The organism is Rathayibacter sp. RFBD1, from assembly GCF_002932915.1.
Taxonomy (GTDB): Bacteria; Actinomycetota; Actinomycetes; order Actinomycetales; family Microbacteriaceae; genus Rathayibacter.
Map to the genome: position 1 here is coordinate 31,395 of NZ_PSWQ01000009.1, position 22,229 is coordinate 53,623.

Consider the following 22,229-nt stretch of genomic DNA (forward strand, 5'->3'; position numbering starts at 1 on the left):
CCACTTCGTTCGAGTGCTCTCAGGTCCAGTCGAGAGCGGAGCGCTCGGCCCAGTAGCGGGCCGGATCCACGGCGAGCGCCGGGAGATCCGCGAGCTCCACAGGCTGCGCGCGCAGGTTGGCCCGCAGCTGCTCCGGAGTCGCCGCGCCGCTCAGCACGACGTCGGCCCAGGGCTGCGAGAGGGCCGCCCCCAGGGCGACGGCGTCCGGCGCGGCGCCGGCGTGCTCGATCGGGTGCGCCACGAGCCTCCCGTTGGCGAGGGCCTCCTTGACCACCACCAGCCAGCCGTCGTCGTGCGCGGCGGCGAGCGCTCGGCCCGCGGACTGCTCGAGCGGGTTCCAGGTGCTCTGGACCGCGCTGAACGGCGACTCCGGGATCGCGCGGGCGAGCTCGATCACGCGCGCCTGCTCGGGTCCGCTGGTGGAGAGGCCGACGCGCACTCCGGAGCCGGCGAGGCCGCGCAGTCGGTCCAGCAGCGGGCGGTCGGTGAGGGCCGGGCTCTCGGGAGTGATCGAGTGGACGAGGTAGGAGTCGGGCGCCGAGCCGAGCGCGTCGAGCGTGAGCGGCCACTGGCGGTCGAGCATCGCGACCGAGTGCTCCTTGCGCTCGTGCACCGGCGCATCCATCGCCCACCCGCCGACGTACTCGTAGCCCCACTTCGACTCGATCGTGAGCGCCGCCCGCCGCTCCGGATGCCGGGCGAGCCAGCCGCCGAGGAACTCCTCCGCCCGCCCGTAGGAGCGCGCGGCGTCGAGGAAGCGGACGCCGGCGTCCCACGCCGCGTCGAGCAGCAGGTGCGTGCGCTCGCGCAGCGCGTCGACGCTCCGCTCGGCCGCGGGGCCGAGGTCGTCGTCGCGCCCTGCCGTGATGTACGCCGGCCGGCCCACGGCCGCCAGCCCGATCCCGAAGCGCTGCATCCCGCCCACGGTACGCCCGTCCCGGAGCTGCGGGAGCCGCTAGCGTCGAGCGGTGACCTCCGCCCTCGACCGCAGCATCCTCCGGCTCGCCGTCCCGGCGCTGGGCTCGCTGGTCGCCGAGCCGCTGTTCCTGCTCACCGACTCCGCCCTGGTCGGCCATCTCGGCGCCGTCCCGCTCGCCGGGCTCGCGCTGGGCGGCACGGTGCTGCAGACGATCGTCGGCCTGATGGTCTTCCTCGCGTACAGCACGACTCCGCGGGTCGGCCGGGCCCTCGGCGAGGGCGACGAGCGGAGGGCCGTGGCGGCCGGGATCGACGGCGGCTGGCTGGCCCTGCTCCTCGGCGCCGGCATCGCCGTGGTGGGCGCGCTGACCGCTCCGGCCGTCGTGGCGCTCTTCGGCGCGGAGCCGGCGGTGGCCGAGGCGGGCGTGCGGTACCTGGCGGTGAGCATGGCCGGGATCCCCGCCATGCTCGGCGTCTTCGCGCTCACCGGGCTCCTCCGCGGCTTCCAGGACACCCGCACTCCGCTGGTGATCGCCGCCGGCGGATTCGCCCTCAACGCCGCTCTCAACGCCGTGCTGATCTACCCGGCCGGCCTGGGGATAACCGGCTCCGCACTGGGGACGGTGATCGCGCAGTGGGCCATGCTCGCGGCCTACGCGGGAGTCGCGCTGCGGCTCGCCCGGAGGGTCGGCGCGCCGCTGCGGCCGCACCTCGCGGGCCTGGCCTCCTCCGCGGGATCCGGCGGCTGGATGCTGCTGCGCACAGCGAGCCTCCGCGCGGCGATCCTGCTCGCGGTCGCGACCGCCACCTCGCTCGGGGCGGAGGAGCTGGGCGCCTTCCAGGTGGCGATGACGCTGTTCTCGACGGTCGCCTTCGCCCTCGACGCGGTGGCGATCGCCGCGCAGGCTCTGCTGGGCCGCCTCCTCGGCGCGGGCGACGCCGAGCAGGCCCGAGCCGTCACGAAACGCTGTGTGACCTGGGGAATCGGTGCGGGTGCAGTGCTCGGAGCGCTGGTCACCGGTCTGAGCGGTGTCCTGCCGTACGTCTTCTCGAGCGACCCGGAGGTGCTGCGGCTGCTGCCCGCGGCGATCGCGGTCGTGGGCCTCACCGCTCCGCTGGGCGGCTACGTCTTCGTGCTCGACGGCGTGCTGATCGGCGCCGGCGACGGCCGCTACCTGGCGCTCAGCGGCCTCGCGAACCTCGCCGTCTTCGTCCCGCTCGCCCTGCTCGCCCCCGCCGCGCCCGCCGAATGGCGCCTCCTCGCGCTCTGGCTCGCCTTCGCCGTCGGCTTCCTCGGCGCCCGCGCGGTCACCCTCGGGCTCCGGGTCCACAGCGACGTCTGGCTCCGCTGACCGCACTCCTCCCCTGTGGAGAAGCCTGTGGACAACTCCGGTCAGCGCGGCGGTGCGCTGGTGTTCCCGCGGTGGAAGACGGCGTGGAAGCAGACCGCCTCCGCCTCCTCGTCGGCCAGGAGCGCGACCGCGGCCCGTCCCGCCGCACGGCCCTTCTCGACCGCGGGCTGGGCCATCGTCGTGAGGTCGTACTCGGCCGCGAGACCGGGCACCTGCACGCCGTCGAAGCCGACCACCGAGAGGTCCTCGGGCACGCGCAGCCCGCGCTCCTCCGCCGCGAGGATCACGCCCGCGGCCAGCAGATCGCTCTGCGCGACGACCGCGGTCGGCGGCTCCGCCCCCTCGAGCAGCGTGCGGCCCGCGGCGACGCCCTCGTCGACCGAGCTCGCTGCGGCGGCGACGACCGACGCGTCCGGGAAGACGTCCTGCACGCCGAGGAGCCGGTCGACCGGAGTGATGCTGGGGCTCGAGCGCCAGCCCGGCGGGATCGCGCCGCGGCGGCGGTCCTTCGCGAACGGGAGCGAGACCACCGCGACCCGCTCGTGGCCGAGCTCGCGCAGGTGCTCCGCGAGGGTGCGGCTGGCCTCGCGGTTGTCGAGCGAGATCACGGCGCCGCCCAGCTCCGAGAGGCCCTCGACCACGACGACCGGCACCCCCCGGCGACGCAGCACGGCGACGGAGTCGTCGACCGACGGGCTGCAGCCGACCAGGATCATCGCGTCGACCGGGGCCGTCGCCAGCAGGCCCGCGCCGTCGCCGGTCTCGGTGAGCAGCAGGATCCCGGCGTCGACCCCGCCGAGCACGTCGGCGATCCCGTCGAGCATGGCGATCTTGATCGGGTCGCGGAACGCGTGCAGCATCCGCTCGTCCACGACGACCCCCACGATCCCCGAGCGGCCGCGGCGGAGCGAGCGCGCCCGCGGGTCGGGGCCGGCGTAGTCGAGCTCGGACGCCGCGCGCAGCACCCGCTCCTTCGTGGCCTCCGAGACGGGGCCGGAGCCGCTGAAGACCAGCGAGGCGGTTGAGGGGGACACTCCGGCCCGGCTCGCGACGCGGGCGAGCGTCGGCCGGGGGCTCTTGCGGGGTTCCACGTTCCTCCTCGTGGGGGCGGCGCGCTCGTCGTCGGTTGACCGTCCCCGGGGTTCCGGATAGCTTAGACCGGCTCGCTTCGAATCGATTCGACCGTGCCTCTCGATCCGGTGTCCGGATCCCGCCCGCACCAGGAGAACCGCCATGACCTCGACGTCCGCGCTCACGCGCCCGCAGCTGGTCGCCTGGCGCAACGCCGTCTTCACGATCTTCGTCCTCAGCGGGATCTCGATCGCCACCTGGGTCTCGCGCACCCCCGCCATCCGTGACGAGCTCCAGCTCTCGACCGCCGGAGTGGGCCTGCTGATCCTCTCGATGTCGATCGGCGCGATCGTCGGACTCGCGTTCTCGACGCCGGTCATGGGCGCGATCGGCGCCCGGCGCGGCATGGCGCTCGGCCTCACCGTCTCGGCGGCGGGGCTCGCGGTGCTGGGCGTCTCGGCCGACGTCATCGGCGTCCTCCCCGCGGCCTTCGCCGGCATGGCGATGCTCGGCTTCGGCAACGGAGCGGTCGACGTGATGATGAACGTCGAGGGAGCGGCCAACGAGAAGGCCTTCGGCAAGACGCTCCTGCCGCTGTTCCACGCCTTCTTCAGCCTCGGCACCGTGGCCGGCGCGCTGATCGGCGCGGGCGCCTCCGCCCTGGCCGTGCCCGTCGCCGTCCACCTCGGCGCGATCGCCGTGGTGATCGCCGTGACCGCGGTGATCGCGATCCGCTTCGTCCCGGTCCGCGAGGAGCTCGACACCTCCGGCGCGGCGACCACGGTGAAGCCGCCGGTCCGCGAGCGCGTCGCCGCCTCCCTCGGCGTCTGGCGCGACGGCCGCCTCGTCCTCATCGGCCTGATCATGCTGGGCATGGCCTTCGCCGAGGGCTCCGCGAACGACTGGCTGACCCTGGCGATGGTCGACGGCCACGGCACCGACAAGACCACCGCCGCCGTCGTGTTCGGCGTGTTCGTCGCCGCCATGACCGTCGGACGCGTGATCGGCGGACCCGTGCTCGACCGCTTCGGCCGCGTCCCGGTGCTGCGCGCCTCCGCCGGGCTCGCGATCGTCGGCATCCTGCTGTTCATCCTCGCCCCGGTCGACGCGCTCGTCGTCGTCGGCGCGGTCGCCTGGGGTCTGGGCTGCTCGCTCGGCTTCCCGGTGGGCATGTCGGCCGCGGCGGAGGGGCCGCACTCGGCCGCCCGCGTCAGCGCGGTGGCGATGCTCGGCTACGTCGCGTTCCTGGTCGGACCGCCGGCCATCGGCTTCCTCGGCGAGCACTACGGCCTGCTGAACGCCCTCTTCCTGGTGCTGGCCCTGGTGGTCGTGGCCGGGCTCGCCTCCCCCGCCGCCCGCAGCCGGCGGAGCTGACCGCCCCGCTCCACGCGCCTCCGCAAGCCCCCGTGCGGCCCGGGCGCCCCGGCGCGCCTCCCCCTAGGCTTCCCGGGACGGCGGCGGAGGGGGAGCGGATGCGGTACCGAGCGCGCGACGGCGCCCTGCTCCACGTCGACGAGCACGGAGCCGGTCAGGGGCGGCCCCTGGTGGTCGTCCCCGGTGAGCCGGAGCGCCACCCCTCCTATCTCGGCTCGTTCGCCTCGATCGCCTGCACGCGCCGCGTCCTCGTGCTGCACCCGCGCGGAGTGGGCGACTCCTCGGAGCTGCCTCCCGCTCCCCCGGCCACGACGGCCGCCGACGTGGAGGACCTGCGCCGCCACCTCGGCGTCGACGAGCTCGATCTCGCCGCGCACGACTCCGGCTGCCGCGCCGTCCTGCTCGCCGCCGTGGACGCGCCCGAGCGCGTCGCCCACCTGCTCCTGATCGCCCCCGGCACCGCCTGGCTCGGGATCGACGACCGGGCTGCCGGTCACACGACTCCCGCCGGCTCCGACGACACCGCGGCGATCCGCGACGCTCTGCAGCGCCTCGAGTGCCCCGCGGTCGTCCTCGGCGGCGAGGACGATCCGGTGACGGGCGTCGCCGCTCTGGAGGCGCTCACCGCGCTCCTGCCGCAGGCGAGCCTGGCCGTCATCGAGTCGAGCGGCCACCACCCGTGGGCGGAGGCGCCGGCCGAGTTCGCGGTCGCGCTGCGCGCCTCGCTCTCGGTGCCGCCGCCCGCTCCTCCGCTCGGCCGCCGGCCTCCCGTCGCCGCGCGCTGAGCCGGGAGCCCGCCGGAGCCGCGCCGTCTATCCTCGACGGGTGCGTCTCGTCATCGCGCGCTGCTCCGTCGACTACACCGGCCGTCTCAGCGCCCACCTCCCGCTCGCCACCCGCCTCCTGCTCGTCAAGGCCGACGGGAGCGTCCTCATCCACTCCGACGGCGGCTCCTACAAGCCGCTGAACTGGATGAGCCCGCCCTGCACGCTGATCACGGGCGAGCCCGACGAGGAGGCGCGCGCCGCGGGAGTGACGCAGCAGTGGACCGTCGCGCACCGCAAGACCGGCGACGCTCTCGTCGTCTCGATCCACGAGGTGCTGCACGATTCGGCGCACGAGCTCGGCGTCGATCCGGGACTCGTGAAGGACGGAGTGGAGTCGCATCTCCAGCGCCTTCTCGCCGAGCAGATCGGCCTCCTCGGAGAGGGGCACACTCTCGTCCGGCGCGAGTACATGACCGCGATCGGCCCGGTCGACATCCTCGCCCGCGACTCCTCGGGAGCCGCCGTCGCCGTCGAGATCAAGCGCCGCGGCGAGATCGACGGAGTGGAGCAGCTCACCCGCTATCTCGAGCTGATGAATCGCGATCCGCACCTCTTCCCGGTGACGGGAGTCTTCGCCGCTCAGGAGATCAAGCCGCAGGCGCGGACTCTCGCCGAGGACCGCGGAATCCGCTGCGTGGTGCTCGACTACGAGGCCATGCGCGGCACCGACGACTCCCACACGCGCCTGTTCTGACAGGCACGGCGAAGACGCGGCGACAGGCACGGCGAAGGCCCCCGCGATCGGATCACGGGGGCCTTCCGCTCACCGGGCGCGAGGCCCGGGAATGCGGCGTCTCACCGGGCCGAGAGCCCGGCGGCCGCTACTTGTGGGCGGCCTGATAGGCGGCCTGGACCTCGGAGGGGATGCGTCCGCGGTCGGAGACGGGGTGGCCGTTGGCGTTCGCCCACTCGCGGATGGCCTTGAGCTGCTTGGGGTCGCTCTTGGAGGCGGTCGCGACGCTCGTGGCGGCCGCGGGGCGCGAGCCGACGCGGCGGGCGCTCGAGACGAACTTCTCGAGCGCCGAGTGGAGCTCGGCGATGTTGTCGGGGCCGAGATCGATCTCGTAGTTGGCGCCCTCGATGCTGAAGCGGACGGTACCGCCGTCACCGGAATCGATAAGGGTTCCGTCGATATCGTCGACAAGCGTGATCTTCTGGGCCACTTTTCCTCCTGGAGTTCGCGGGACCGGACTGTCTCGACCCGGACCGGGAGAGACATTACCCCCTTTCACAATCGAGTGCGCCATGAATGGCGCCATTCGTCCCTTTCTCGCGCCATGTCGAGGGGAATGTTCAGGATAAGCGGAGGCAATCAGGGCGGAATCGAGCTGTTCGCCACCAGCCGTCGAATAGAGGACACGGTGTCCGCAGACGGCCGTAACGATTCCGGACACCGATCGCGCGCATTCCCGGGAACCGGTCCCGGCGATTCCGATCACGCCCCGGTCTTCGTTAGCGTGGAGTCATGGCACGACGAGGCGGACCCCCTGCACGCCCGGCGCGACCCGGTCCGTACCGCAATGCGGAGGCTCGGGAAGCACTGGAGGCGCTCGTCGCCGCTCCCACCGCCGAGGCCGTCGACCGGCTGCTCGAGGCCTGCCTCGACGGCTCCCTCGTGGTCGACGTCACGGGCTCCCAGCCCGGAGGCGTGCCGCACGTCCGCACCGTCGCGACGACCACCGGGGAGCAGGTCCTGCCGCTGTTCACCTCCACGGACGAGGTGCGCACCGCGGTCCCCCGGCAGCAGCATCCGCGGGTGCAGATGCTGGTCCTCCCCGGACGCGAGGCCTTCGCGCTGATCCGCACCGCCGACTTCGTCGCCGTGCAGCTCGACCCCGGCTCGATCGCCCAGGTCGTCACCCGTTCGTTCGTCGAACGGGCTCTGGACGCCGAACGGCCGTAGAGTGTGGCCCCCGGCGGGGCAGCGCCGGCGTCACCCCGTCCTCCGAGGTCAGGAGCCCGCCATGTCCGACACGACCCTCGCCGCCACCGGCCTCGACGCGCGAGCCGGCACCTGGTCCTGCATCCTGTTCGACCTCGACGGCACGATCACCGACTCGGCCCCCGGCATCACCGGCACCCTCGTCGAGACCTTCGTCGAGCTGGGCCGCCCCGTGCCCGCTCCGGCCGAGCTGCTGGCCTACGTCGGCCCTCCGCTGCTCGAGGCGTTCCGCGAGCTCGGCGGGATGACCGTCGAGGAGGCACAGGCCGCGCTCGTGGTCTACCGCCGCCGCTACAACGCGGGCGGACTGTTCGACTCCTCGGTCTACCCGGGGCTGCCCGAGGTGCTCGCGCGCATCGCCGAGGCCGGCGTGCCGCTCTCGCTCGCGACCTCCAAGCCGGAGTCGGCGGCCACTCGCATCCTCGAGCACTACGGACTGGCGCAGTACTTCACGGTGATCTGCGGCGCCTCCGAGGACGAGGTCCGCAGCGCCAAGGCCGACGTCGTGGAGGAGGCGCTGCGCCAGCTCCGCGAGCTCGGCGTCGACCTCTCGGCGCCGGTGATGGTGGGCGACCGCGAGCACGACGTGCAGGGCGCCGCCGCCCACGGCGTGCCGACGATCATGGTCGAGTGGGGCTACGGATCGCCGCTCGAGGCGGTCGGGACGATCGCGCTGGTGTCCGGCGCCGAGGAGCTCGCGGACCTCCTGCTCCCGTGACCTGCGTACGATGAGGGCATGACTGGTCTGGGCGTCGTCCTCTCGTTCGTGCTGTTCCTCGGCGGGATCCTCGTTCTCGGCAACTCGTTCCTGCTGCCCGACATCGCCGGATTCCTCTTCGTCGGCGGCATCCTGATGATCTCGGGATCGCTCGCCGTCGCGTTCCACGTCCTGCCGAAGTCGCAGTAGCCGGGTCGCTCCGGGCGGCCGCCTCCGCGGCTCGCAGCTCCGCTCAGCCCAGCGTGCTCGCGTCGAGGTTGATGACTGCATTGATGTAGACCGCCTCGCCGGCTCCGGCGATCGTCGGGTTCATCCGGAGCAGCTGCTGCACCGGGATCCCGAAGCGCTGCGCGATGTCGAAGAACGTGTCGCCCTGCACCACGGTGTAGCTCACGATGTCCCCCTCCCCATCGCGGGTCGGCTCGCCGTTCGCCCCGGGAACCGCGCCGTTGTCGACCGCGAAGGCGGTCTCGGGGATGTCCGGCGTCGCGTTCGGCGTGAAGGTGACCGTCGCCTCGGGGACCGGCGCGAAGACGGTGGCCGTCGCTTGCGGGAGCGCCGCCGTGACGGTCGGGTCCGGCACCGGGGTCGGCGTCGCCGTGGCGAACACGGTGACCGTGACCGTGGGAGCTGGAGCGGGCGCCGAGCACCCCGCGAGCGCGAGCACCCCGGCCAGTGCCGTCGCTCCGATGACCGTCCTGCGCATGTCCCCCGCCCTCCGCGCGCCCCGCGGCGCCCGCTCCACCCTAGGAGACGGGGCGGCCGGGGGCACGTGCGCTGTCGCAGGAGGGCGGTGCTGCGGATCCACCCTCGTGCAGGGAGCTCCGCGGTCGTCCGGGCCGGGTCGGCCTCACCGGGACCGGGTCACGACGGGGGCTCGGTGAGCAGGCGCAGCCCGCCGCCGCTGTTCGCCGCGTCCATCAGGAGCTCGACCCAGGTCGGGTTGATCGTCGGCTGCCGGCTCCCCGCGAAGTGGAACTGCAGGGCGATGTTCGGGTTCATCCAGAAGGAGTGGCGGCCGCGCGCGCCCTCGGGCATCGAGTCGAGGGTGAGGCTGAAGCGCTCGTCGCGGCGGAACTTCGCGTAGATCACGATCTGGAGGTGGGCCAGGGTCCGGTCCTCGATCTCGATGACGGCAGGAGGAGTGCCGTAGAGGAATTGACCCATGCCGCCAGACTATAGGCCTCTCGGCTTATTACTAGTCAGTCTAGCTATTTCGCCGCGGAGGGTTCCGCCGGGTCGGCTTCGTCCGTATCGTGCCCGTCGCCGTGCTCCGCGTCGATCTCGTCGACGGCCGCGCTCATCCGGCGGAGGAAGTTGACGACGACCTCGGCCTCGGGGGCGTCCAGGTCCTCGGCGATCTCGAGCATCCGGCGGTGCATCTCCTGGAGCGTGGCGCGCACCTCGTCGTCGCTGTCGACGGTCGCCTCCACGACGATCCCGCGCCGGTCGGTCGGGTTGGGCTTGCGCACGAGGTGGCCGCTGCGGACCAGGCGGTCGATGAGGACCGTGGTCGACGCGGACGAGATGGAGAGGTGCGAGGCCAGGTCCTTGCCGGTCACCAGCTCGCCCTTGCGCTGCTGGCGGAGCAGGTACTGGATGGCGATCAGGTCCGTCTCGCCCATCGCCATCCGCTCGCGCGTGCGGCGGCGCATCGAGACCTCGGAGACGCGGTACGTGCGCATGGCGCTCAGCACCTCGACAGCGCGGCGGGTGGACGACTCGTCCGGGTACCAGTACCCGGCGCCGCTCCGCAGGCTCGTGTCGCTCATCCGCACATTCTAGACCGGCTGATCACCAGGCCGTCTAGCGAGTCGCCCGCGCCTACGCTGGACCGGTGACCGCCACCCTCGTCGCCAAGGGCCTCTCCGGAGGCTATGCGCACCGCACCCTGTTCGACGGACTCGACCTGACGGTCGCCCCCGGGGACGTGGTGGGCGTCGTGGGGGCGAACGGAGCCGGCAAGTCGACGCTCCTGCGCATCCTCGCGGGCGAGACGGCTCCACTCGAGGGCTCCGTCGTTCTCTCGCCGGGCGACGCCTTCGTCGGCTGGCTGCCGCAGGAGCACGAGCGCCGCGAGGGCGAGACCGTCGCCGGCTACATCGCGCGCCGCACCGGCTGCGCCGAGGCCTCCGCCGAGCTCGACGCCGCCGCCTCCGCCCTGGCCGACCCCGATCCCGACGGCTCGATCGCCGACCGCTACGCCCTCGCGCTCGACCGCTGGCTCGCGAGCGGCGCGGCCGACCTCGACGAGCGCACCCCGGTCGTCCTGGCCGACCTGGGCCTGTCGCTCGGCGCCGCGGCCGCCTCCTCGACGATGACCTCCCTCTCCGGCGGGCAGGCGGCGCGGGTGGGCCTCGCGGCACTGCTGCTCTCGCGCTTCGACGTGGTGCTGCTCGACGAGCCGACCAACGACCTCGACCTCGACGGCCTGGAGCGCCTGGAGGCCTTCGTCCGCGGACTCCGCGGCGGCGCGGTCCTCGTGAGCCACGACCGGGAGTTCCTCGCCCGCAGCGTGACCCGCGTGCTCGAGCTCGATCTCGCGCAGGGCACCAACCGGGTCTACGGAGGCGGCTACGACGCGTTCCTGGAGGAGCGCGAGACCGCGCGGCGCCAGCGCCGCGAGAAGTACGAGGACTTCGCCGAGCAGAAGGCCGACCTGGTCTCCCGCGCCCGCACCCAGCGGGAGTGGTCGAGCCAGGGCGTGCGCAACGCGATGAAGAAGGCCCCCGACAACGACAAGATCCGTCGCAAGGCCTCGGCGGAGTCGAGCGAGAAGCAGGCGCAGAAGGTGCGCCAGATGGAGAGCCGGATCGCGCGGCTCGAGGAGGTCGAGGAGCCGCGCAAGGAGTGGCAGCTCGCCTTCACGATCGGCAGCGCCCCGCGCTCGAGCTCGGTCGTCTCGACACTGAACGGCGCGGTCGCCCGCCGCGGCGCCTTCACGCTCGGGCCGGTGTCGCTCCAGGTCGACGCGGGCGACCGGATCGGCATCACCGGGCCCAATGGCGCTGGCAAGTCGACGCTGCTGTCGCTCCTCCTCGGCCGCGCCGAGCCGGAGGAGGGCGGCGCCTCCCTCGGAGCGAGCGTGGCGATCGGCGAGATCGATCAGGCCCGCGGGATGCTCGCCGCCGAGGTGCCGCTCGCGGACGCGTTCGAGGCGCTGGTGCCCGAGTGGCCGACCGCCGAGGTCCGCACGCTGCTGGCGAAGTTCGGGCTGAAGGCCGACCACGTCGGCCGCCGCGTCGGCAAGCTGTCGCCGGGCGAGCGGACCCGGGCCGCCCTGGCGCTCCTCCAGGCCCGCGGCACGAACCTCCTGGTGCTCGACGAGCCGACCAACCACCTCGACCTCGTCGCCATCGAGCAGCTGGAGGAGGCGCTCGAGGCGTACGAGGGCACCCTGCTGCTGGTCACCCACGACCGGCGGATGCTCGAGACGGTGCAGCTGACGCGGCACTGGCACGTCGAGGCGGGCGTCGTCACGGAGGCGTAAGCGCCGGCGGGATCGAGACACCGCCCTGCCGCCGAGACACCGCCGACGGAGCGGTGCCTCGGCGATCACGGCAGCGGCTCGACGGCGGGCGGGGCCCGACGGACGCGGCCGCCCGCAGGACTCGGCGTCAGGCGCCCGCGGCCCGCGCCGCCTCGTCCTCGCGCCAGCGGGCCTCCTTCTGCACGTACTCGTTGTCGGCGAAATCCGCGAAGTCGCTCTCGTCGGTGATCCGGCGCACTTCGAGGCGGTTGCCGGGCACCAGGGGGCAGCGCAGCGCCCACTCGCGGGCCTGCTCCTTGGAGTCGACCCCGATGATCCAGAAGCCGTTGAAGAGCGACTCGGTCGGGCCGTAGGCGCCGTCGACGACGGTCGGCGGCTCGGAGGAGAAGTCGACCACGAAGCCGGAGGAGTCGACGTCGTCGGCCAGGCCGTCGCCCGAGAGCAGCACGCCCGCCTCGATCATCGCCTCGTTGTACTGCCCCATCCGGGTGATGATCTCGTCGAACGGGATGGAGGCGTAGGCCTCCTTCGCCGCATCGGTCGCGCGCATGATCAGCATGTACTTCATCGGGTCTCCCTCGGGTCGGTGCGCGGGGGCGCACCGCTCACTCTGGCGCGTCGTGGGCACGAGCGGAACAGCGGATCCGGAGCCGCATCGTCCTCGGCGCGGCCGTGAGCCGCAACCCCCGCGCAGACCCTCGCCGAGCGGCGGAGACTGGCGACGGCCCGTTGCTCGACGGGCGCTCATCGACGGAAGGAACGACCCCATGGTGGATCTCGGAGGACTCGCGGACAAGGCGAAGAACGCCGCGAGCAGCGACAAGGGCGAGGAGCTGACCGACAAGGGACTCGACAAGGCGGGCGACGCCGCCGACTCCGCGACCGGCGGGAAGTTCGCCGGGCAGGTCGACAAGGCCCAGGAGGCCGGCGACCAGCACGTCGGCAACGACTGACCCCCGGGGCGGCCCTTCCGCGGTGTCGCGGAGGGCCGCCCGTCCGTCAGTCCCGGACGCCGAGCTCGACGAGCAGCGCCCGCACCACGGCGACGGAGCGATCGGCCGCGTCGTCGACGTGCGCCTCGAACTGGCCGGGGGCGCAGAGGTCCGAGATCCCGCGGACCGAGACGAACGGCAGCCCGTGCACGTGCGCTGTCTGCGCGAGCGCGACCGACTCCATGTCGGTGGCGAGCGCGCCGGGGAAGTCGCTCCGCACGCGGTCCACGTGGGCGCTGGAGACGAAGACGTCGCTCGAGACGATCAGGCCGCGGCGCACCGGCGGCCCCTCGGGCAGCTCGAGTTCCGCGGCGAGCGCCGCGTCGTCCCCGGAGTAGCGGGCGGGCATCCCCGGGACCTGCCCGAGCGCGTAGCCGAACGCCCGCGCATCGGCGTCGGTCTGCACGTACTCGGCGCCGATCACGACCTCGCCCACGCGGACGTCGGCGCCCAGGCCGCCGGCGGTCCCCGCGCTCACCACGAGCGGCCGCTCGCCGGCCTCCCGAAGGATCGCTGCGGTGAGACCGCCGGCCGCGTTGACGAGGCCGATGCCGGTGCGGACGAGCAGCACCGCGCGGGAGTCGAGCTCGAGCTCCCACTGCAGCGCGTTGCCGACGGCGCGCGGCTCGGAGGCTCTGGACGCGGCGACGAGGAACGGCGCGGCCTCCTCGTCCATCGCGACCAGGACGATCGCCGTGCTCACGCGGTGACCGTCTCCCACTCCGAGCGGTGCGCGAGGAACGTGCGCGCCGCCTCCTGCGCCCCCTCGAGGGAGTGGTTGGCGCCCCAGCCGCACTGGGTCTCGTTGGCGGCCGGGACCTCGTCGGCCTCGGTGATGTCCTGGAGCGTCGCCTCGACCAGTCCGAGCACCTCGGCGAGCTCGGGCTCGCCCGAGAGGAGCAGGTAGAAGCCGGTCTGGCAGCCCATCGGCGAGAAGTCGATCACGCGGTCGGAGTGGTTGCGGGACTTCTCGGCGAACAGGTGCTCGAGCGAGTGCACGGTGGGCATCTCGAGGTGCCCGCGGTTGGGCTGGGTGAAGCGCACGTCGTACTTGACGAGGTGGTCGCCTCCGGGCAGCGTCTTCGCGTCGGCGAGGCGCACGTACGGCGCGGCGACGGTGCGGTGGTCGAGGTTGAACGACTCGACGTTCATGCGCGGCTGATCCACGGTGGTCTCCTTCACTGGGGGTCCCTCCATTGTCCTCCGCTCCGCTTCAACCGCCTCGCCGACGGCACCGTCCACGACTGGTGACCTGCCCGGCGATCCCGGACCGTCGAGGGAGCCACGACCAGCGGGCTCCCTCGACGGTCCGGGGTTCCCCCCGCCGGGCACAGGCCGGTCAGGGCACGAAGCGGTAGCCCATGCCCGCCTCGGTCAGCAGGTGCCGCGGATGCGCGGGGTCGGGTTCGAGCTTCTTGCGCAGCTGCGCGAGGTAGAGGCGCAGGTAGCCGGTGTCGGTGACGTGCGCGGGGCCCCAGATCTCGGCCAGCAGCGAGCGGCGGGTGACCAGCTTGCCCGCGTTGCGGATGAGGATCTCGAGCACCTGCCACTCCGTCGGGGTGAGCCGCACGGAGACGCCGTCCCGCGTCGCGCTCTTGGCCACCAGGTCCACGGTCACCTCGCCGATCACGACCAGCGGCTCGCCGTCGGCCGGCTGCACCCGCCGCGAGAGGGCCCGGATGCGCGCGAGGACCTCGTCCATCGAGAACGGCTTGGTCACGTAGTCGTCCGCGCCGGCGTCGAGCGCGCCCACCTTGTCGGCCGCGCCCGTCCGCCCCGACACCACCAGGATCGGCGCGCTCGTCCAGCCGCGCAGTCCGTGGATGACCTCGACCCCGTCGAGCCGGGGCATGCCGAGGTCGATCATGTAGAGGTCCGGATGCTCGTCCACCGCGCGGTTGATCGCCTCGGTGCCGTCGCCGGCCGTCACCACGTCGTATCCGCGGGCGGTGAGGGTGATGCGCAGGGCGCGCAGGATCTGCGGGTCGTCGTCGGCGATCAGGATCTTCATGCGGCTCCTCCGGAGTCCTCGTGCGGAGCGGTGCCCGACCCGCCGTCGTGCGGGGCGGCAGGAGCGACGTGAGCCGCAGGAGCAGCGGCAGCAGTCTCCTTCGCCAGCGGCAGCGTCACCACCATCGTCAGCCCGCCCCCCGGAGTGTCCTCCGTCTCGAGCGTGCCGCCCATCCCCTCCGTGAACCCCTTCGAGAGCGCGAGGCCGAGGCCCAGGCCCGTGAGGTTGTCGTCGTCGCCGAGTCGCTGGAACGGCACGAAGATCTCGGCGCGGCGCTCCTCGGGCACCCCGGGGCCGTGGTCGACGATCCGCAGCTGCGCGCTCCCGCCGAAGGCGCTGGCGGCCACGCGCACCCGGGTGCCGGACGGCGCGTAGCGGACGGCGTTCGCGAGCAGGTTGACCACGACGCGCTGCAGCAGCACGGCGTCGGCGAGCAGCGCCGGGCCCTCCGGATCGAGGTCGAGGTCGACCTCGCCGGGACCGAGCCCGAGCTCGTCGAGCGCGGGAAGCACCACGTCGGCAGCGTCGAGCGGAGCGAGCGCCACGGCGAGCGCCCCCGCCTCCAGCCGCGTCACGTCGAGCAGGTCGGTGACCAGCGCGGCGAGCACGGTGAGGCTCTCGTCGGCGGTGGCGAGCAGCTCCTCCCGGTCGCGCTCGCTCCAGACCACCTCGGGCGAGCGCAGTCCGCTGACGGCCGCGGTGGCCGCGGCGAGGGGCCGGCGCAGGTCGTGGCTGACGGCCGACAGCAGGGCGCTGCGCACCCGGTCGGTCTCGGCCAGCGGAGCGAGGGAGCTGGCCGTCTCGCTGAGGGCCGCGTTCTCGAGCACCGAGTCCAGCTGGGCGGCGACGACCTGGAGCAGTCGCCGCTCGCTCCCCTCCAGCTCGCGGCCGTGCAGCTCGAGCACCGCGCCCTCGCCCACCGCGATGCGCGCGGGATCGCCCTCCGGCTGCGGCTCGCCGTCCGCCGCGACGAGCTCGCCGCCGCGCAGCAGCCGCACGCCGGTCAGCCCGAACGCCTCGCGCGAGCGCTGGAGGATCGCCTGCAGCGCCCCCTGCCCGCGGATCACGCCGCCCGCGATCGTCGCCAGCAGCTCCGACTCCGCCCCCGACCGCTTGGCGGCCCGCGCCCGCCGGGCCGCGCGGTCGACCACGGCGCTGACGAGCGCCGCGTTCAGCACGTAGAGCACCAGCGCCAGCGCGTGCAGAGGCTCGTCGACGGTGATCGTGTAGAGCGGATCGACGAAGAAGAAGTCGAGGGTCAGCCCCGAGAGCACGGCCGCGAAGAGGGCCGGCCAGAGCCCGCCGACCAGCGCGACCACCACCACCAGCAGCTGGTACGAGAGCACGTCGCTCGTGATCGACTCGTCGCTGCGGAGGCTCGAGAGCAGCCAGGTCACCAGCGGGCCGCCCACGAGGGCGAGGGCCAGTCCCAAGAGGCGGCGCCGCAGCGTCAGGGCCCCGTCGAGCCTCGGCAGCACCGCGGTGCGCCCGGCGGCGGAGTGGCTGACGATGTGCACGTCGATGTTGCCGGACTCGCGGATCACCGTCGACGCCGTGCCGGGCGTCAGCGCCGAGGCGAGACGGCTCCGCCTGCTCACGCCGATCACCAGCTGCGTCGCGTTGACCGAGCGGGCGAACTCGACCAGCGTGCGCGGCACGTCCTCGCCGACCACCTGGTGGTAGCTGCCGCCGAGCTTCTCGACCAGCACCCGCTGCGCCTCGAGCACGTGCGGGCGTGGGGTGCGGAGGCCGTCGGGGGTCACCACGTGCACGGCGAGCAGGTCGCCCCCGGAGGCGCGGGCCGCGATCCGCGCGCCGCGCCGCAGCAGGGTCTCCCCCTCCGGGCCGCCGGTGAGGGTCACGACCACGCGCTCGCGCGCCTCCCAGGTGCTGTCGATGCCGTGCTCGACGCGGTAGTCGCGGAGCGCGCTGTCGACCTCGTCGGCGAGCCAGAGCAGCGCGAGCTCGCGCAGGGCGGTCAGGTTGCCGAGCCGGAAGTAGTTGGAGAGCGCCGCGTCGATGCGCTCGGGCGGGTAGACGCGGCCGTCGGCGAGGCGGTCGCGCAGCGCCTGGGGCGCCAGGTCGACGACCTCGATCTGATCGGCGGCGCGGAGGACCGCGTCCGGGATCGTCTCGCGCTGCGGCGCTCCGGTGATCGCGTGCACCACGTCGTTGAGCGACTCGATGTGCTGGATGTTCACGGTCGAGAAGACGGTGATGCCGGCGTCGAGGAGCGTCCTGACGTCCTCCCAGCGCTTCTCGTGCCGGGAGCCGGGGGCGTTGGTGTGCGCGAGCTCGTCGACCAGCGCGACGTCGGGCCGGCGGGCGAGCACCGCGTCGAGGTCCATCTCGTCGAGCAGCACACCGCGGTGCTCGACGGCCCTCCTCGGCACGACCTCCAGCCCCTCGACCATCGCGGCGGTGGCGGAGCGGCCGTGCGTCTCGACCACGGCCACCACGACGTCGCGGCCCTCGGCGGCGAGCCGGCGGCCCTCCTCGAGCATCGTGTAGGTCTTGCCCACTCCGGGCGCGGCTCCGAGGAGCACGCGCAGGCGGCCCTTCGTCATGCTCCGGGCCTCCCCTCGTGCTCGCGGCTCCGGGGCGTCCCGGGCTCGCGGGTCCGGCGTCGATCCGCTCGATCGGACGGTCCCGACGAGCCGATCGCGATTCTACGAGCCGGAGGCGCCACCGGAGCGGTCACAGCCGCGCGAGAGCGGCGTTGAGCTCGAGCACGTCCACCGTCGGCTCGCCGAGGTACCCGAGCTCGCGGCCCGCGGTGTGCTCGTCGACCAGCGCGCGCACGGCGCTCACGTCGAGCCCGCGGGCGGCGGCGACGCGGGGCGCCTGGAGCTGCGCGTAGGCGGGGCTGATCGCGGGGTCGAGCCCCGAGGCGGAGGCGGTCAGCGCATCGGCCGGCACCGCGGCCGGGTCGACGCCCTCGAAGGCGGCGATCGCGGCCCGGCGCTCCTCGACGGACGCGACCAGGTCGGCGTTCTCGGGGCCGAGGTTGCTGCCGGTCGAGGCCGCGGCGTCGTAGCCCGCGGCGGAGGGACGCGACTGGAACCACTCCGGCAGGGGCGCTCCGTCGGCGTCCGTGAACGACTGGCCGATCAGCGACGAGCCGATCACCGCGCCGTCCTGGCGCAGCAGCGAGCCGTTCGCCTGGGCGGGCAGGGCGAGCTGCCCGATCCCGAGCACCGCGAGCGGGTACGCCGCTCCCAGCAGCACGGTGAGCACGATCATCGCGCGCAGCGCGACACCGTAGGGACGGAACATGGTCTCTTCTCTCTGTCTTCGGTGGTCGGGACGGGCGGGTCAGAAGCCGGGGATCGCGGCGACGATCAGGTCGACGAGCTTGATCCCGAGGAACGGAGCGATCACTCCGCCCAACCCGTAGACCAGGAGGTTGCGGCTGAGGATGCGCGAGGCGGCGACCGGGCGGTACGCCACTCCCCGCAGCGCGAGCGGGATCAGCACGACGATCACCAGCGCGTTGAACACGATCGCCGAGAGGATCGCCGAGGCCGGCGAGTGCAGCTGCATCACGTTCAGCACCGCGAGCCCGGGGAAGACCCCCGCGAACATCGCCGGGATGATCGCGAAGTACTTCGCCACGTCGTTCGCGATCGAGAACGTGGTGAGCGCGCCGCGGGTGATCAGCAGCTGCTTGCCGATCCGCACGATGTCGATGAGCTTGGTGGGGTCGGAGTCGAGGTCGACCATGTTGCCCGCCTCCTTCGCCGCCGAGGTGCCGGTGTTCATCGCCACGCCCACGTCTGCCTGCGCGAGGGCCGGGGCGTCGTTGGTGCCGTCGCCGGTCATCGCGACCAGCGCGCCGCCCTCCTGCTCCCGCCGGATCAGGGCGAGCTTGTCCTCGGGGGTCGCCTCGGCGAGGTAGTCGTCGACTCCCGCCTCCGCCGCGATCGCCTTCGCGGTCAGCGGGTTGTCGCCCGTGATCATCACGGTGCGGATGCCCATCGCGCGCAGCTCCGAGAAGCGCTCGGCGAGCCCGTCCTTCACCACGTCCTTCAGGTGCACGACGCCGAGCAGGCGGGCGCCGTGGGCGTCCTTCACCGCGACGACGAGGGGTGTGCCGCCGCTCTCCGAGACACCGTCGACGAGCACCGTGAGGCGCGCCGCGACCGCGGACGGCAGCGGCCCCTCCTCCTCCACCCAGGCGCGCACGGCCGAGCCGGCGCCCTTGCGGATGGAGGAGCCGTCGGGGAGGTCGAGCCCGCTCATCCGGGTCTGCGCGGTGAACGGCACCACGGCGGCCTGAGCGGGCTCGACGGCGGGGCGGCCCGAGTCGCCCGCGAGGTCGACGATCGACTTCCCCTCGGGCGTCGGGTCGCTGAGCGAGGAGGAGGCGGCCGCGTCGACGAGGGCGGCCTGCGCCACTCCGTCGAGGGGGAGGAACGCCACAGCGCGGCGGTTGCCGTAGGTGATCGTCCCCGTCTTGTCGAGCAGGAGCGTCGTGACGTCGCCCGCCGCCTCCACCGCCCGGCCGGACATCGCGAGCACGTTGCGCTGCACGAGCCGGTCCATGCCGGCGATGCCGATGGCCGAGAGGAGGGCGCCGATGGTGGTCGGGATGAGGCAGACGAGCAGCGCGACCAGCACCGGGACGCTCACGGAGGCTCCCGCGAACGAGGCGATCGGGTTCAGGGTCAGCACGACCACGACGAACACGATCGAGAGGCTCGCCAGGAGGATGTCGAGCGCGATCTCGTTCGGCGTCTTCTGCCGCGACGCGCCCTCGACCAGGCCGATCATCCGGTCGACGAAGGTCTCGCCCGGCCGCGAGGTGATGCGCACCACGATCCGGTCCGAGAGCACTCGCGTGCCGCCCGTCACCGCGCTGCGGTCGCCTCCGCTCTCGCGGACGACCGGGGCCGACTCGCCCGTGATCGCCGACTCGTCGATGGAGGCGATGCCCCAGACGATGTCGCCGTCGCCGGGGACGAGGTCGCCCGCCTCCGCCACGACCACGTCGCCCAGCTGCAGCTCGGCCGAGGAGACCTCGACCAGGCGGGCCGACAGGGCGGAGGGGTCCGCGGGGTCGTAGTCGACCACGCGCCGGGCCGGAGTGCTGGTGCGGGTGGCGCGCAGGCTCTCGGCCTGGGCCTTGCCGCGGCCCTCGGCCACCGACTCCGCGAGGTTCGCGAACACCACGGTGAGCCAGAGCCAGATCGCGATGCCGGCCGTGAAGGTGACGGGCACCGTCGATCCGCCCGACTCCTCCGGCCCGCCGAGGAACGGCTCGGCGATCGCCAGCACCGTGGTCAGCGCGGCGCCGACCTCGACGATGAACATCACGGGGTTGCGCCACATCAGGCGCGGATCGAGCTTGCGCAGCGCTCCGGGGAGGGCGGCGGCGAGCTGGCGCGGCCCGAGGGCGGCGCGGGTGGGGCGCGCGGGTTCCGCGGGGGCCTCGGTGAGTGCAGTGGTCATCGGAGTCGCAGTCCTTCCGCCAGGGGGCCCAGCGCGAGTACGGGGAAGTAGGTGAGCGCGGTCACGACGACCGTGACGCCCACGAGGAGGCCGACGAACTGCGGCCGGTGGGTGGGCAGCGTGCCGGCGCTGGAGGGCACCGGCGACTGCGCCGCGAGCGAGCCGGCCAGGGCGAGCACCAGCAGGATCGGGAGGAAGCGGCCGAGGAGCATCGCGACGCCGAGCGCCGTGTTGAGCCAGGGCGTGTTCGCCGTCAGCCCCGCGAACGCCGAGCCGTTGTTGTTGGACGCGGAGGTGAAGGCGTAGAGCACCTCCGAGAGCCCGTGCAGCCCGGGGTTCAGGATCGACGTGCTCTCCACGTCCTCCCGCACCGCCGGGATCGCGAAGCTCAGGGCCGTGCCGGCCAGCACGAGCGTCGGCGTCACGAGGATGTAGAGGCTCGCGAGCTTGATCTCGCGCGGGCCGAGCTTCTTTCCCAGGTACTCGGGCGTCCGGCCGACCAGCAGCCCGCCGACGAACACGGCCAGCACCGCGAGCACGAGCATCCCGTAGAGGCCCGAGCCGACGCCGCCGGGGGCGACCTCGCCGAGCATCATGTTGAGCATCGGCAGCATGCCGCCGAGCGCGGTGAAGGAGTCGTGCATCGCGTTGACGGCGCCGGTCGAGGTGAGCGTCGAGGCGGTCGCGTAGAGGGCGGAGCCGGCGATGCCGAAGCGCGTCTCCTTGCCCTCCATCGCGGCTCCGGCGGCCTGCGCCGCGGATCCGCCGCCCGCCGCCTCCAGCGCGGTGAGGGCCGCGAGCGACACGACGAAGATCGTCGCCATCGCCGCGAGGATCGCGCGGCCCTGCCGCACGTCGCCGACCATCCGGCCGAAGGTGCGCGGCAGCGAGAACGGGATCGCGAGGATCAGCACGATCTGCAGCAGCGACACCCACGCCGAGGGGTTCTCGAACGGATGCGCGGAGTTGGCGTTGAAGTAGCCGCCGCCGTTGGTGCCGAGCAGCTTGATCGCCTCCTGCGAGGCCACCGCGCCGCCCGGGATGCTCTGCTCGCCGCCGGTGAGCGTGGTCACCGTCAGCGGGCCGTTCAGGTTCTGGATCACGCCGCCCGCGATCATCACGACCGCCGCCACCACCGCGAGGGGCAGCAGGAGGCGCAGCGCGCCGCGCACGAGGTCGACCCAGAAGTTGCCGAGCGTTCCGGAGGAGCGGCGCGCGAATCCGCGGATCAGCGCCACCGCCACGGCCAGGCCCACGGCCGCCGAGACGAAGTTCTGCACGGCGAGGCCGCCGAGCTGCACCGCGAAGCCGAGGGTCGCCTCCGGGGAGTAGGACTGCCAGTTGGTGTTGGTGACGAACGAGACGGCGGTGTTGAACGCCAGCCCCTCCGGCACCGCGGGCAGGCCGAGGGAGCCGGGCAGGACCGCCTGGAGGCGCTGCATCCCGTAGAGCAGGAGCACGCCGACGAGAGAGAAGGCCAGCACGGCCCGGAGGTAGGCGCGCCAGCTCTGCTCGCCCGCGGAGTCGACGCCGATGAGGCGGTAGACGCCGCGCTCGAGGGCGAGGTCGCGCGTCGAGGTGTAGACGCGGAACATGTGGTCGCCGAGGGGGCGGTGGAGGAGGGCGACGGCCAGGCCGACGGTCGCGACCTGGAGGACGGCGAGGAGCGGATCCATCAGAAGCGCTCCGGTCGGATCAGGGCCGCGACGAGGTAGACGACGGCGGCGAGCGCCAGCACGGCCGCGAGGGCGTCGAAGACGATCACCGGCCCGCCTCCTTCTCGCGGGTCCCGCGGGTCGCCGAGGGGGGCGGTCCGCCCAGCCGCTCGACCCCCTTCGCGGCGAGAGCGATGAGCGAGAAGAGGGCGAGCACGCCGAGGAGGTAGGCGAGGTCGAGCACGGAGGACTCCATCCGGGGAGCGGACGACGCCCGGGACCGGACGCCTGCCGGGAAGCGGCACAGGAAGCGATGCAACACCTCGCGGGGGCTCCTCGGAGCGGTCCTCACGGTTCCCCTACGGCCCGGCCCGGAGTCCTCGCGTTTCCCTCACGCGGACGGCGACGGGCGCCCGGCGGAGGGGCGG

25 protein-coding genes are annotated in these 22,229 nt (G+C 73.4%); 9 read left to right on the forward strand and 16 right to left on the reverse strand.

The features are described from left to right. Nucleotides 1-19: 19 nt before the first annotated feature. Nucleotides 20-916 (reverse strand): aldo/keto reductase, encoded by an 897-nt coding sequence (locus tag C5D50_RS03700; RefSeq protein WP_104282790.1) that lies wholly within the window; start codon nucleotides 914-916, stop codon nucleotides 20-22. 52 nt (nucleotides 917-968) lie between these two features. On the opposite strand from C5D50_RS03700, the gene C5D50_RS03705 reads away from it, so the two are divergent. Beyond that, nucleotides 969-2,270 (forward strand): MATE family efflux transporter, encoded by a 1,302-nt coding sequence (locus C5D50_RS03705; RefSeq protein ID WP_104282779.1) that lies wholly within the window; start codon nucleotides 969-971, stop codon nucleotides 2,268-2,270. A gap of 41 nt (nucleotides 2,271-2,311) precedes the next feature. Here the strand turns inward: C5D50_RS03705 and C5D50_RS03710 are convergent, their stop codons facing one another. After that, nucleotides 2,312-3,361, reverse strand: a complete 1,050-nt coding sequence (locus C5D50_RS03710) for a LacI family DNA-binding transcriptional regulator (RefSeq protein ID WP_244230542.1) — start codon at nucleotides 3,359-3,361, stop codon at nucleotides 2,312-2,314. 142 nt (nucleotides 3,362-3,503) lie between these two features. Here C5D50_RS03710 and C5D50_RS03715 point away from each other — a divergent pair, with 142 nt between their 5' ends. From C5D50_RS03715 to nucS, 3 genes are all read left to right on the forward strand, one after another. Next, on the forward strand, nucleotides 3,504-4,715 hold the full coding sequence (locus tag C5D50_RS03715) for an MFS transporter (protein WP_104225755.1): 1,212 nt from the start codon (nucleotides 3,504-3,506) through the stop codon (nucleotides 4,713-4,715). A 98-nt stretch (nucleotides 4,716-4,813) separates the two neighbouring features. Then, nucleotides 4,814-5,500, forward strand: a complete 687-nt coding sequence (locus C5D50_RS03720; RefSeq protein ID WP_104282780.1) for an alpha/beta fold hydrolase — start codon at nucleotides 4,814-4,816, stop codon at nucleotides 5,498-5,500. Between the two features lie 40 nt (nucleotides 5,501-5,540). Then, nucleotides 5,541-6,236 carry an endonuclease NucS gene (gene nucS, locus C5D50_RS03725; RefSeq protein WP_104222623.1) on the forward strand — a complete coding sequence of 232 codons (696 nt, stop codon included), beginning with the start codon at nucleotides 5,541-5,543 and terminating at the stop codon, nucleotides 6,234-6,236. Nucleotides 6,237-6,363: 127 nt separating this feature from the next. On the opposite strand, the gene C5D50_RS03730 is transcribed toward nucS, so the two are convergent. Further along, a complete protein-coding gene (locus C5D50_RS03730) occupies nucleotides 6,364-6,705 on the reverse strand; it encodes an Lsr2 family protein (RefSeq protein ID WP_104222624.1) in 342 nt (113 codons plus the stop codon). Between the two features lie 302 nt (nucleotides 6,706-7,007). On the opposite strand from C5D50_RS03730, the gene C5D50_RS03735 reads away from it, so the two are divergent. The 3 genes from C5D50_RS03735 (at nucleotide 7,008) to C5D50_RS16495 (ending at nucleotide 8,391) form a co-directional block, all read left to right on the forward strand. Next, a complete protein-coding gene (locus tag C5D50_RS03735) occupies nucleotides 7,008-7,445 on the forward strand; it encodes an SseB family protein (RefSeq protein WP_104222625.1) in 438 nt (145 codons plus the stop codon). 61 nt (nucleotides 7,446-7,506) lie between these two features. After that, on the forward strand, nucleotides 7,507-8,202 hold the full coding sequence (locus C5D50_RS03740) for an HAD hydrolase-like protein (RefSeq protein WP_104282781.1): 696 nt from the start codon (nucleotides 7,507-7,509) through the stop codon (nucleotides 8,200-8,202). Nucleotides 8,203-8,220: 18 nt separating this feature from the next. Next, complete coding sequence (locus tag C5D50_RS16495; protein ID WP_159911733.1) at nucleotides 8,221-8,391, forward strand: hypothetical protein; 171 nt, start codon at nucleotides 8,221-8,223, stop codon at nucleotides 8,389-8,391. A gap of 43 nt (nucleotides 8,392-8,434) precedes the next feature. On the opposite strand, the gene C5D50_RS03745 is transcribed toward C5D50_RS16495, so the two are convergent. The 3 genes from C5D50_RS03745 to C5D50_RS03755 all read right to left on the reverse strand — a co-directional run bounded on the left by C5D50_RS03745 (nucleotide 8,435) and on the right by C5D50_RS03755 (nucleotide 9,974). Continuing rightward, a complete protein-coding gene (locus C5D50_RS03745) occupies nucleotides 8,435-8,908 on the reverse strand; it encodes a LysM domain-containing protein (RefSeq protein ID WP_104222627.1) in 474 nt (157 codons plus the stop codon). Between the two features lie 158 nt (nucleotides 8,909-9,066). Further along, nucleotides 9,067-9,369 (reverse strand): hypothetical protein, encoded by a 303-nt coding sequence (locus tag C5D50_RS03750; RefSeq protein ID WP_068250131.1) that lies wholly within the window; start codon nucleotides 9,367-9,369, stop codon nucleotides 9,067-9,069. 44 nt (nucleotides 9,370-9,413) lie between these two features. Continuing rightward, nucleotides 9,414-9,974, reverse strand: a complete 561-nt coding sequence (locus tag C5D50_RS03755) for a MarR family winged helix-turn-helix transcriptional regulator (RefSeq protein ID WP_104256423.1) — start codon at nucleotides 9,972-9,974, stop codon at nucleotides 9,414-9,416. 65 nt (nucleotides 9,975-10,039) lie between these two features. Here C5D50_RS03755 and C5D50_RS03760 point away from each other — a divergent pair, with 65 nt between their 5' ends. Continuing rightward, nucleotides 10,040-11,692, forward strand: a complete 1,653-nt coding sequence (locus C5D50_RS03760; RefSeq protein WP_104282782.1) for an ABC-F family ATP-binding cassette domain-containing protein — start codon at nucleotides 10,040-10,042, stop codon at nucleotides 11,690-11,692. A 127-nt stretch (nucleotides 11,693-11,819) separates the two neighbouring features. On the opposite strand, the gene C5D50_RS03765 is transcribed toward C5D50_RS03760, so the two are convergent. Beyond that, nucleotides 11,820-12,260 carry a YciI family protein gene (locus tag C5D50_RS03765; protein ID WP_104282783.1) on the reverse strand — a complete coding sequence of 147 codons (441 nt, stop codon included), beginning with the start codon at nucleotides 12,258-12,260 and terminating at the stop codon, nucleotides 11,820-11,822. Nucleotides 12,261-12,459: 199 nt separating this feature from the next. Between C5D50_RS03765 and C5D50_RS03770 the strand changes: the two genes are divergently transcribed. Beyond that, nucleotides 12,460-12,645, forward strand: a complete 186-nt coding sequence (locus C5D50_RS03770; RefSeq protein WP_104282784.1) for an antitoxin — start codon at nucleotides 12,460-12,462, stop codon at nucleotides 12,643-12,645. A 46-nt stretch (nucleotides 12,646-12,691) separates the two neighbouring features. Here the strand turns inward: C5D50_RS03770 and mtnN are convergent, their stop codons facing one another. The 9 genes from mtnN to C5D50_RS16500 all read right to left on the reverse strand — a co-directional run bounded on the left by mtnN (nucleotide 12,692) and on the right by C5D50_RS16500 (nucleotide 22,057). Further along, complete coding sequence (mtnN, locus tag C5D50_RS03775; protein ID WP_258069549.1) at nucleotides 12,692-13,387, reverse strand: 5'-methylthioadenosine/S-adenosylhomocysteine nucleosidase; 696 nt, start codon at nucleotides 13,385-13,387, stop codon at nucleotides 12,692-12,694. Then, nucleotides 13,384-13,836 (reverse strand): S-ribosylhomocysteine lyase, encoded by a 453-nt coding sequence (locus tag C5D50_RS03780; RefSeq protein ID WP_104247555.1) that lies wholly within the window; start codon nucleotides 13,834-13,836, stop codon nucleotides 13,384-13,386. The genes mtnN and C5D50_RS03780 overlap by 4 nt, the downstream gene beginning before the upstream one ends. Nucleotides 13,837-14,023: 187 nt before the next feature. Further along, nucleotides 14,024-14,695 (reverse strand): response regulator, encoded by a 672-nt coding sequence (locus C5D50_RS03785; protein ID WP_104222647.1) that lies wholly within the window; start codon nucleotides 14,693-14,695, stop codon nucleotides 14,024-14,026. Further along, nucleotides 14,692-17,262, reverse strand: coding sequence for an ATP-binding protein (locus C5D50_RS03790; RefSeq protein ID WP_104282785.1), 2,571 nt, complete (start codon nucleotides 17,260-17,262; stop codon nucleotides 14,692-14,694). The genes C5D50_RS03785 and C5D50_RS03790 overlap by 4 nt, the downstream gene beginning before the upstream one ends. A 130-nt stretch (nucleotides 17,263-17,392) precedes the next feature. Beyond that, nucleotides 17,393-17,971 carry a K(+)-transporting ATPase subunit C gene (gene kdpC, locus C5D50_RS03795; RefSeq protein WP_104222649.1) on the reverse strand — a complete coding sequence of 193 codons (579 nt, stop codon included), beginning with the start codon at nucleotides 17,969-17,971 and terminating at the stop codon, nucleotides 17,393-17,395. Nucleotides 17,972-18,010: 39 nt separating this feature from the next. Beyond that, nucleotides 18,011-20,146, reverse strand: a complete 2,136-nt coding sequence (kdpB, locus tag C5D50_RS03800) for a potassium-transporting ATPase subunit KdpB (protein WP_104282786.1) — start codon at nucleotides 20,144-20,146, stop codon at nucleotides 18,011-18,013. Then, on the reverse strand, nucleotides 20,143-21,822 hold the full coding sequence (gene kdpA, locus C5D50_RS03805; RefSeq protein WP_104282787.1) for a potassium-transporting ATPase subunit KdpA: 1,680 nt from the start codon (nucleotides 21,820-21,822) through the stop codon (nucleotides 20,143-20,145). Before kdpA ends, kdpB begins: the two co-directional genes overlap by 4 nt. After that, on the reverse strand, nucleotides 21,822-21,911 hold the full coding sequence (gene kdpF / locus C5D50_RS03810; protein ID WP_068209492.1) for a K(+)-transporting ATPase subunit F: 90 nt from the start codon (nucleotides 21,909-21,911) through the stop codon (nucleotides 21,822-21,824). Before kdpF ends, kdpA begins: the two co-directional genes overlap by 1 nt. After that, a complete protein-coding gene (locus C5D50_RS16500; protein ID WP_167299012.1) occupies nucleotides 21,908-22,057 on the reverse strand; it encodes a hypothetical protein in 150 nt (49 codons plus the stop codon). The genes kdpF and C5D50_RS16500 overlap by 4 nt, the downstream gene beginning before the upstream one ends. Nucleotides 22,058-22,229 lie beyond the last annotated feature (172 nt).

Excerpts from the sequence above, each read along its gene's own strand:
- C5D50_RS03700 (WP_104282790.1), bottom strand. The coding sequence starts at position 916 with ATGCAGCGCTTCGGGATCGGGCTGGCGGCCGTGGGCCGGCCGGCGTAC.
- C5D50_RS03715 (WP_104225755.1), top strand. The coding sequence starts at position 3,504 with ATGACCTCGACGTCCGCGCTCACGCGCCCGCAGCTGGTCGCCTGGCGC.
- C5D50_RS03720 (WP_104282780.1), top strand. The coding sequence starts at position 4,814 with ATGCGGTACCGAGCGCGCGACGGCGCCCTGCTCCACGTCGACGAGCAC.
- C5D50_RS03735 (WP_104222625.1), top strand. The coding sequence starts at position 7,008 with ATGGCACGACGAGGCGGACCCCCTGCACGCCCGGCGCGACCCGGTCCG.
- C5D50_RS03740 (WP_104282781.1), top strand. The coding sequence starts at position 7,507 with ATGTCCGACACGACCCTCGCCGCCACCGGCCTCGACGCGCGAGCCGGC.
- C5D50_RS16495 (WP_159911733.1), top strand. The coding sequence starts at position 8,221 with ATGACTGGTCTGGGCGTCGTCCTCTCGTTCGTGCTGTTCCTCGGCGGG.
- C5D50_RS03745 (WP_104222627.1), bottom strand. The coding sequence starts at position 8,908 with ATGCGCAGGACGGTCATCGGAGCGACGGCACTGGCCGGGGTGCTCGCG.
- C5D50_RS03750 (WP_068250131.1), bottom strand. The coding sequence starts at position 9,369 with ATGGGTCAATTCCTCTACGGCACTCCTCCTGCCGTCATCGAGATCGAG.
- C5D50_RS03755 (WP_104256423.1), bottom strand. The coding sequence starts at position 9,974 with ATGAGCGACACGAGCCTGCGGAGCGGCGCCGGGTACTGGTACCCGGAC.
- C5D50_RS03765 (WP_104282783.1), bottom strand. The coding sequence starts at position 12,260 with ATGAAGTACATGCTGATCATGCGCGCGACCGATGCGGCGAAGGAGGCC.
- C5D50_RS03770 (WP_104282784.1), top strand. The coding sequence starts at position 12,460 with ATGGTGGATCTCGGAGGACTCGCGGACAAGGCGAAGAACGCCGCGAGC.
- C5D50_RS03780 (WP_104247555.1), bottom strand. The coding sequence starts at position 13,836 with ATGAACGTCGAGTCGTTCAACCTCGACCACCGCACCGTCGCCGCGCCG.
- C5D50_RS03785 (WP_104222647.1), bottom strand. The coding sequence starts at position 14,695 with ATGAAGATCCTGATCGCCGACGACGACCCGCAGATCCTGCGCGCCCTG.
- C5D50_RS03790 (WP_104282785.1), bottom strand. The coding sequence starts at position 17,262 with ATGACGAAGGGCCGCCTGCGCGTGCTCCTCGGAGCCGCGCCCGGAGTG.
- kdpC (WP_104222649.1), bottom strand. The coding sequence starts at position 17,971 with ATGTTCCGTCCCTACGGTGTCGCGCTGCGCGCGATGATCGTGCTCACC.
- kdpB (WP_104282786.1), bottom strand. The coding sequence starts at position 20,146 with ATGACCACTGCACTCACCGAGGCCCCCGCGGAACCCGCGCGCCCCACC.
- kdpA (WP_104282787.1), bottom strand. The coding sequence starts at position 21,822 with ATGGATCCGCTCCTCGCCGTCCTCCAGGTCGCGACCGTCGGCCTGGCC.
- C5D50_RS16500 (WP_167299012.1), bottom strand. The coding sequence starts at position 22,057 with ATGGAGTCCTCCGTGCTCGACCTCGCCTACCTCCTCGGCGTGCTCGCC.